Origin of the sequence: Gelidibacter pelagius, from assembly GCF_017581925.1 — a bacterium.
In the GTDB taxonomy this organism is placed as follows: domain Bacteria; phylum Bacteroidota; class Bacteroidia; order Flavobacteriales; family Flavobacteriaceae; genus Gelidibacter; species Gelidibacter pelagius.
Window position 1 is genome coordinate 1 of record NZ_JAGEVG010000057.1, and the last position, 1,399, is coordinate 1,399.

Annotated in this window: 1 protein-coding gene; it reads left to right on the plus strand. The window is 48.2% G+C overall.

Translation table 11 applies throughout. The annotated features are described in order from the left end of the window. Positions 1 to 101 precede the first annotated feature (101 nt). A partial coding sequence (locus J4051_RS18795; RefSeq protein WP_208235426.1) for an IS1182 family transposase occupies positions 102 to 1,399 on the plus strand: 1,298 nt, incomplete at its 3' end.

Genomic DNA, 1,399 nt, shown 5'->3' on the forward strand with positions numbered 1-1,399 from the left:
AAACGTCAGACTGCGCAATAACCTCCCTTTCTTAATAACTTTGTTGATTTCCTTTTAACGCATTGCCCGGATCACTTTAAGATATTGGTTATCTTAATGTTATGGATTTTATAACAGGTTTTAACAGGGATCAATTGGTAATGATGGACTTTGAGTCATGCGTAGGTCATGATTCATGGGCGCGTACCGTTGATATGTTCGTGGATATCCTCCCAATGGAGGAACTGGGCTTCAGGGACGTGCTCAATTCAGAGGGAAGGCCTCCCTACCATTCGACGGATATGCTCAAGCTCTATCTCTACGGATACAAGAACAAACTTCGCTCCTCGCGCCAAATGGAACACGCCTGCAGGGTCAATCTTGAGGTGATCTGGCTCTTGAAGGGACTGCGTCCCTCGGCAAGGAAAATCGCTTACTTCAGAAAGGACAATGCCACGGCGTTCAAACTGGCCTTTAGGCATTTTGTGGGGCTGCTCAAGGAATGGGAGCTCATAGAAGGCACGACCATCGCCATAGACTCCTTTAAGATCCGGGCGCAGAATGCCCAGAAGAACAACTTCAACCAAAAGAAGATAGACCGCCATATTGCCTATATCGACGGCAAGATCAAGGAGTACCAGGACCAGCTCGATCAAGGGGATGGGGATTGCGATGAACAGGAAATCGAGACTAAGATCACGTACCAAAAATCAAAAAAAGAAAAATACCGCAACATAGAAAAAAGGTTGCAGGAAAGCGGCGAGAGCCAGATCAGCCTTACCGATCCCGACGCAAGGTCTGTAATACTGCACCGCAACATCATCAATGTGGGCTACAACGTGCAGGCAGGTTGCGATGCCAAGCACAAGCTCTTCGTGAACAACGATACCGGGAGCGTGAACGATACCCATGCGCTCTCCCCAATGGCACTGGACGCCAAAGAACTTCTGGGAATGGAAAGTATGGACATCCTTACCGACAAGGGATACACCACCGCAAAGCATCTGGACATCTGCACCAAGAACGGCATCACGCCCTATTCCTCCCCGAAAAACAGCTCATCGCACGACAACGGACGCTATCCAATGGCCGACTTCAGATATGATGCAATAAAGGATACCTACACCTGTCCGGCAGATCAAGTATTGACCACCAACGGAAGTATCTATGATAAAGCTGGCCACATGGTCAAGCACTACAAGAACAGGAAGGCCTGCGAGGCATGTCCCGTGAGACATCTGTGCACTACAAATAAAAACGGGCGCTTCATAGAACGCTCCATTTATCAGGAGGCTCTGGAAGAGAACCAAAAAAGAGTGGAAGAAAAACCAGAATATTATAGGCTCAGGCAACAGATCACCGAACACCAGTTTGGGACGCTGAAAAGGCAATGGGGATTTACCCATACTTTGATGAGGGG